We start from the raw sequence: 6,919 nt of genomic DNA on the forward strand, positions 1-6,919 counted from the left end.
CGCTCCCGTGTACTTGAAGACCGCTCCCGTGTACTTGAAGACCGCTCCCGTGTACCGGATGTTAACACTGTCTTAACTGTCTCAAAAATTTGCTTAACTGTCTTAACTGTCCTTGCATCTTTAATAGCAAGTGCTAGATAATGCAAGCACAGTTTTTAAAAAAGCTGTAAATCCTGAGTTAATCAATATATATATCTAAAAAAGGCAGAAAAATGGATCTTGATAATTTAGCTCAAATTTCCAAACGAGATTTAGAAATCATTCAACTACATCAATTTCAACAACCCATCTACTGTTGCAATGTCACTGCAATTGCTTATGCTTTTACCGCATTGGGATACTTGACAACTGTTGATGAGATTTTCTATGCAACCCAACTACCCATCGCATCGGTTTTAGATGATGGGATGACGTTAGCAGAAACCTACGATACTTGTCGAACTTACCTTGAAAAAAAAGAAATACCCCTGTCGATTCGGATAGAGCATTTTGATAAACCGAGTATGACGCTCGAAGCATTCATCCGTGAAGTTGAAGCCGCCGTTTGTGATGAAAATGATGTCCACATTCTTAACTTCAATACCCGTATTGCCCATGAAAATCCAAGTTTAGAAGGTGGTCACTTCTCCTTATTGGCAGACTATGACCCAAAAACTCAAGAAATAACCATTGCAGATACAAATCCTAAACGATATACCCGGTTTTGGAAATGCCCAATTCAACGTATATATGCCGCTTGCGTAGATAAAGATTCCTCGTCAAATCGCTCTCGTGGCATGATCGTGCTTCGCAGGCAAGAGAAAGCCAATTTAGCAGCTAACGGAGTGGTTCACCCATCAGAAATCGCCTTGAACGCTCTCCATTCTGAATAATTATTTAGAATCACAGCCAACCATTTTTAAAATAACCTCTGACCAGTGCGTTGGGGGAGTTCCCCGGCTTGTACCCCTACGGGGAAGCAAGCTACGCTCTCAAGCGTTTCCACAGGGTAGTAACTGGCGCAACACGGAAAAATGAGAGTTTGAGAGAGATTTTGCCTAAGTCTTGTTTTTGTAAGGCTGAGTGGAATCGAATTCGATTTTTTGTGAAATCGCCTCAGTTTGTTGGGGGTGCATAGACGCAAAGCGATTTGTTGATGATGAATATGGCTGCGTAGTTTACCGCCGTAGGCATGGTCTACGGCGGTAAACTACGCAGTTTTTGAGAGATAGTTAGTAGGGTGTTGTAGAAGTGCGATCGCAGTTTAGACAAATCCAATTGCTGCGCTGACCCCACAAGCGTAAAATACAACCTAAAGACTTTGGGCTTGGCAAAAATATAACTGATGAATAGTATTCAATAGGGTTCAGTTAGAGCTAAAAACTGGGAAGCGCTATAGTTTAACGATAAGTGACAGCATTCCCATGCAGAGCAGCTGCCTAATCGCTAAAATCGCATTTTTGCGATAAAATTAATAGTATGCGTAAGCTTATCCCAGACAATGCCAGAAACACGGATTATTTTCTTTCAGGATGATAGAGGAGAAGTTCCAGTCTTAAAGTGGCTAAACAAATTACTTAAACAGGATCGTAAGGGATATGCAAACTGCATCGCCAGAATTGAGCAATTAGCTGAGTATGGTTTTGAATTAAGACGACCCGCCGCAGATTTTCTGCGTGATGGTATTTATGAACTAAGAGCCAAGCACATCAGAGTACAGTATAGAATTCTATATTTTTTTCATGGTCAAAACATAGTTATTTTAGCTCATGCCATTATTAAAGAGGATAACCAAGTTCCAGATCGAGAAATTGATTTAGCATTAACATACAAAAATTTATTCATACTCAATTCAGAAATTCATACTTATATCGAACAAGAGGAAAAAACAGATGAAGAAAACTAATGATGCACTGAAAATCATTAAAAGAATGATGAAAGAAGATCCAGAATTACAAGAGATGGTTAGAGAATCATCAATAAATGCTCAAGTATCTCAAATCATCTACGATGCACGTAAAGAAGCGGGATTAACCCAGCAACAACTAGCTGATTTAGTCGGTACTACCCAGTCAGTTATTGCTCGATTGGAAGATGCTGACTATGAGGGACATTCTTTGTCTATATTGGCTCGGATTGCAGCAGCTTTAAATCAAAAAGTGGAAATTAAAATGTCACCTAAAGAAGTTGCTTAAAACCCATCATGGCGATCGCTCATTGACAGTCTAGACAATTTCTCTGATGATTTTATGACTAATTGCGATCGCCCACTCATGGACACCAGAGAGAGTTTGTAAATTCGATACCTGCTTGATGGTTGAGTAGCTGTAAATAGGCGATCGCACTTCGCTTAAAACTATAAATACTGCATCCCTCCGTCTTTGTGTCCCCGTGTCTCTTTACCGCCACCATCGCGCCACATCCTGAATCGCACGGGCAATTTCTGCCATTGCTGGTTCACCACTTAATGCAAAGATAACAGGAAATAACGCTTTGATATCTTGCAGCAAATTAGGGCGAGTGCGAAGGGATAACTCATGAAGAGTATCTTTCCAAAGGGAAAAAAGTTTGGCAGCTTGCATTTGCGACAAACTGGAAGCTAAGGCACTCAAGGCATCAGCACGAGAATCTTCATCCTGAATCGCCCTGGCAGTAGTAAGGGCTTCTGACAATAACTCTGGTGGCAGTTTCTTAGCTAAGGCTTTTAAGGCATTGGCACGATAAGCCTCACCCTGAATTGCCCTGGCAGTAGTAAGGGCTTCTGGCAATAACTCTGGCAGTTTCTCAGCTAAGGCACTCAAGGCATTGGCACGAGAATCCTCATGCTGAATCGCCTTGGCAGCAGCAAGGGCTTCTGGCAATAACTCTGGTAGTTTCTCAGCTAAGGCACTCAAGGCATTGGCACGAGAACCCTCATACTGAATTGCCCTGGCAGCAGCAAGGGCTTCTGGCAATAACTCTGGCAGTTTTTCAGCTAAGGCACTCAAGGTATTGGCACGATAATACTCATCCTGAATTGCCCTGGCAGTAGTAAGGGCTTCTGGCAATAACTCTGGCAGTTTCTCAGCTAAGGCACTCAAGGCATTGGCACGATAATACTCATCCTGAATTGCCCTGGCAGCAGCAAGGGCTTCTGGCAATAACTCTGCTGGCAGTTTCTTAGCTAAGGCACTCAAGGCATTGGCAAGATCGGACTCAGACTGAATCATCCTGGCAGTACTAAGGGCTTCTGGCAATAACTCTGGCAGTTTATCAGTTAAGGCACTCAAGGCATTGGCACGATAAGTTTTAGACTGAATTGCCCTGGCAGCAGCAAGGGCTTCTGGCAATAACTCTGGCAGTTTTTCAGCTAAGGCACTCAAGGCATTGGCACGATAATACTCATCCTGAATCGCCCTGGCAACAGCAACAGCTTTTGGCAATAACTCTGGCAGTTTCTCAGCTAAAGCACTCAAGGCATTGGCACGATAATACTCATCCTGAATCGCCCTAGTAGCAGCAAGGGCTTCTGGTAATAACTCTGTTGGCAGTTTCTCAGCTAAGGCACTCAAGGCATTGGTACGATAATACTCATCCTGAATCTTCCTGGCAGCAGCAATAGCTTCTGGCAATAACTCTGGCAGTTTTTCAGCTAAAGCACTCAAGGCATTAGCACGATAATACTCATCCTGAATCTTCCTGGCAGCAGCAATGGCTTCTGGCAATAACTCTGGCAGTTTCTCAGCTAAAGCACTCAAGGCATTGGCACGATAATACTCATCCTGAATCGCCCTAGCAGCAGCAATGGCTTCTGGCAATAACTCTGCTGGCAGTTTCTCAGCTAAGGCACTCAAGGCATTGGCACGATAAGCGTCAGACTGAATCGCCCTAGCAGCAGCAAGGGCTTCTGGCAATAACTCTGTTGGCAGTTTCTCAGCTAAGGCACTCAAGGCATTGGCACGATAATACTCATCCTGAATCGCCCTGGCAATAGCAAGGGCTTCTGGCAATAACTCTGGAAGTTTCTCAGCTAAGGCACTCAAGGCATTGGCACGATAAGCGTCAGACTGAATTGCCCTGGCAGCAGCAAGGGCTTCTGGCAATAACTCTGGCAGTTTTTCAGCTAAGGCACTCAAGGCATAAGCACGATAAGCGTCAGACTGAATTGCCCTGGCAGCAGCAAGGGCTTCTGGCAATAACTCTGGCAGTTTCTCAGCTAAGGCACTCAAGGCATAAGCATGAGACTCCTTATACTGAATTGCTCTGGCAACAGCAAGAGCTTCTAATAATAACTCTGGTGGCAGTTTCTTAGCTAAGGCTCTCAGGGCATTGGCACGATAAGCGTCAGACTGAATCGCCTTGGCAGCAGCAAGAGCTTTTTGCAGTGCTAATTCTTGAAGATTTGGTGGCAAATAATTGACTAGTTCTGTCAGCGAGTTGACTTTCACCTGTGGTTCTGGTTTTTGTAGGGCGTAAGCTAACCCTTGCTCAGGAGTCCACATATTGTTTTTAACCAACGTCACCAGCAGATTTATTGGTATATTAGCTGCCAAACTATTCAGGGATGCACTAATCAAAGCATAGCGACATTGCAAGCTTAGTGTTGATTCAGTCCAATTCGCTTCTGCTAGTTCCCAGGCACGAGAAATATCTGTGATGTAACCGGCAGTTTGTGCCAATTGTTCTCGCACTTCATACCAGCCATTGCTTCCAGTTGCCGACTCTTCCCGTAATAACTGGTGAATCTCTTCTAACTGTCCAGCCTTTTCCAAATGCCAAACTAAATGCTGATGAATGTAACCATCATTGGGTAAAGTATGCCATAAACCATTCTGGGTTTTCTGCCGATACTTCTTTAAAAAAGCAGCGTGAACATCAGCAAGGTTTAAACCCAACCCAGCCAAATCTCCTGGGCGCTTTGGCATAGAGGGAGCAGTTAACAAATTACACGCTAAATCGTGGAATAAGTCATGTAAGCGATAGGTAGGCATACCATCAGCAAGCGGTACTCCTGTTAATAGCAATGCTTTATTCCGTAAATATTGCAACATCTTGGCAGCATCACGCTTATCCATCTGCCACAGCGTTGCCGCCATCATCTTATTAATGTTGACATCCTCCGGCAATACCCCTAACCAAGAGAAATGCTGCTGCTTTTCTGGTGGCATTCTCTTGACACTCAAATTTAATGATGCCGTTAAACTCAGGCGTTTTAAACTAGCCTCATCAGTAATTTCTTCGGCTTCCGGTCGGTCAAAACTTGTTAATCTGGCTACTTCTTGCTGAATATCCGCCAACAGTTCATTCCAATTCGTACCACAGGCAACTTCGGCGGCTGCGAGTTCCAATGCTAGGGGAAGATAACCAACACCTTTGGCTAAATTTGCTGCTGAGTAACGTTCTGTGCCTGTAATCTCGCGTCTTAATTTCTTGGTCAGCAATTCCATTGCCTGGTCTGGTTTCATTATATCCAGACTGTAGGTGTTGGCTGCTAAGGCATCGGCAATGTGACCTTCACGAGTAGTTACTAAAACTTGACAACGCGCCCCACCAAAATTAAAAGCTTGTGCATCTTCGGTATTCCAAGCATCATCCACCACCAGCAACACAGCTTTGTCATAAAGCAGAGTCCGCAAATGCGAGGAAGTTGCTTCAACACTTGTAGGTTTAAAGCTATAGTCTCCTAATGCTTGCACCCAGCCACTAAGTAAAGCAAGCACATTGGGTTGTTGACCTAATGTTGCCCAAAGAATGCCATCACAAAAACCAGATTGTATTTCTGCATCATGGGCTAAAGCCGCCGCTAAAGTAGATTTGCCCACCGAACCCAAACCGTGAATCGCAGTAATTACTAAAGTGCGACTATCAAACGATGAACCATTTAAAAGACGAGTCTTTAAATCATCGCTGTACTCTGGGCGTTCTACAAAGTATGTGGGTAAAGGTGGCGCTTGAAATATACTTGTGTTACCTAACCCCCTAACCCCCTTCCCTACAAGGGAATGGGGAAAATTCCAAGCCTCTCTCCCTGTGGGGGAGAGGTTTGGAGAGGGGTTATTTAATTTCGATTTCTCTGGTCTACTACTTTCCCAAGCCTCATCAAACCGTTTTAAGTTCCTTTCCCTATCTCTTGACCATAGCTTGAGTGTAAAGTGCCATTCGTCAACACCCTTGGTTTGCAGACGGTTATCTTCCAGAATCTTCAAAAAATCCTTCAGCAAATTCAGCGCTTCTCGAATTTGCGCTTTAGTTAACTTGCCAGAATATTTATCTTTTTGGGTCAGCAACTCCAATGTGACTAACGTAGTCTGCACAGTCAGCTTGGGGTTAGCGCTGTCTGCTTCTTTCCAGTCGGACTCAATTTTAAAGTTACCATCCTCAAATTCTCTATCGGCAAAACAAAGCAACGCCTCTAGCAGACGCTTGACTCGCTTTTGAATTACAGGGCCTTTAGTAGATTCTCGTGGCATTACATCCAAAAAATTGAGTAAGAAGTTTGGGGCTACCCCAGATTGAAACTACCACCCCAAACTCATGTAATCCAGATTCTAAGGCATTTTCAGCGACATTGGGGTATTTGCTTAGGGACACAACCCCAAAGAGAACCTGTATTTAACAACTCTTTGGGGTAGAAACAAATGTCAAAAGATGTTCTCGGTAAAATTATTGCTTTGTTGCTGGCAATGCAACTATTCTTGATTGGTTTACAAGCTAAAGGCCAGATTGACCAAGGTAACTCATCCATTGAGGCGTTGATTTGGATGACTCAACAATATATTTCAGTGTTGGTTAAAATTCGTAGCTTGCAGGAGAAAAGGGAGGAAACCGATTCTCAAAAGTAAAAGATGAAGTGCTAGGTGTGTTAGCGGAACGCCGTAACGCACCTACGCTGAATAAATCATCATGAAGACGCGATAAATCGCCGTCTCTACAAAAGACTGATTATTGTAGAGACGGCGAT

The 6,919-nt window shown here is 43.7% G+C and carries 5 protein-coding genes; 4 read left to right on the top strand and 1 reads right to left on the bottom strand.

Features of this window, described 5'->3' with window-relative positions; translation table 11 throughout:
• Positions 1-212: 212 nt before the first annotated feature.
• From ABF638_RS36215 to ABF638_RS36225, 3 genes are all read left to right on the top strand, one after another.
• Positions 213-872 (top strand): phytochelatin synthase family protein, encoded by a 660-nt coding sequence (locus ABF638_RS36215; protein ID WP_069068670.1) that lies wholly within the window; start codon positions 213-215, stop codon positions 870-872.
• 608 nt (positions 873-1,480) lie between these two features.
• The gene (locus ABF638_RS36220) at positions 1,481-1,885 is read left to right on the top strand and encodes a type II toxin-antitoxin system RelE/ParE family toxin (protein WP_435027592.1); all 405 of its coding nucleotides are present in this window, start codon (positions 1,481-1,483) and stop codon (positions 1,883-1,885) included.
• Positions 1,872-2,174, top strand: a complete 303-nt coding sequence (locus ABF638_RS36225) for a helix-turn-helix transcriptional regulator (protein ID WP_181930451.1) — start codon at positions 1,872-1,874, stop codon at positions 2,172-2,174. Before ABF638_RS36220 ends, ABF638_RS36225 begins: the two co-directional genes overlap by 14 nt.
• 204 nt (positions 2,175-2,378) lie before the next feature.
• On the opposite strand, the gene ABF638_RS36230 is transcribed toward ABF638_RS36225, so the two are convergent.
• Positions 2,379-6,428, bottom strand: coding sequence for an NB-ARC domain-containing protein (locus tag ABF638_RS36230; protein ID WP_435027593.1), 4,050 nt, complete (start codon positions 6,426-6,428; stop codon positions 2,379-2,381).
• Between the two features lie 168 nt (positions 6,429-6,596).
• On the opposite strand from ABF638_RS36230, the gene ABF638_RS36235 reads away from it, so the two are divergent.
• The gene (locus ABF638_RS36235; protein WP_435027594.1) at positions 6,597-6,800 is read left to right on the top strand and encodes a hypothetical protein; all 204 of its coding nucleotides are present in this window, start codon (positions 6,597-6,599) and stop codon (positions 6,798-6,800) included.
• The last annotated feature ends 119 nt before the right edge of the window (positions 6,801-6,919 follow it).

This window comes from Nostoc sp. CALU 1950, from assembly GCF_051172895.1.
GTDB classification, from domain to species: Bacteria; Cyanobacteriota; Cyanobacteriia; order Cyanobacteriales; family Nostocaceae; genus Nostoc; species Nostoc edaphicum_A.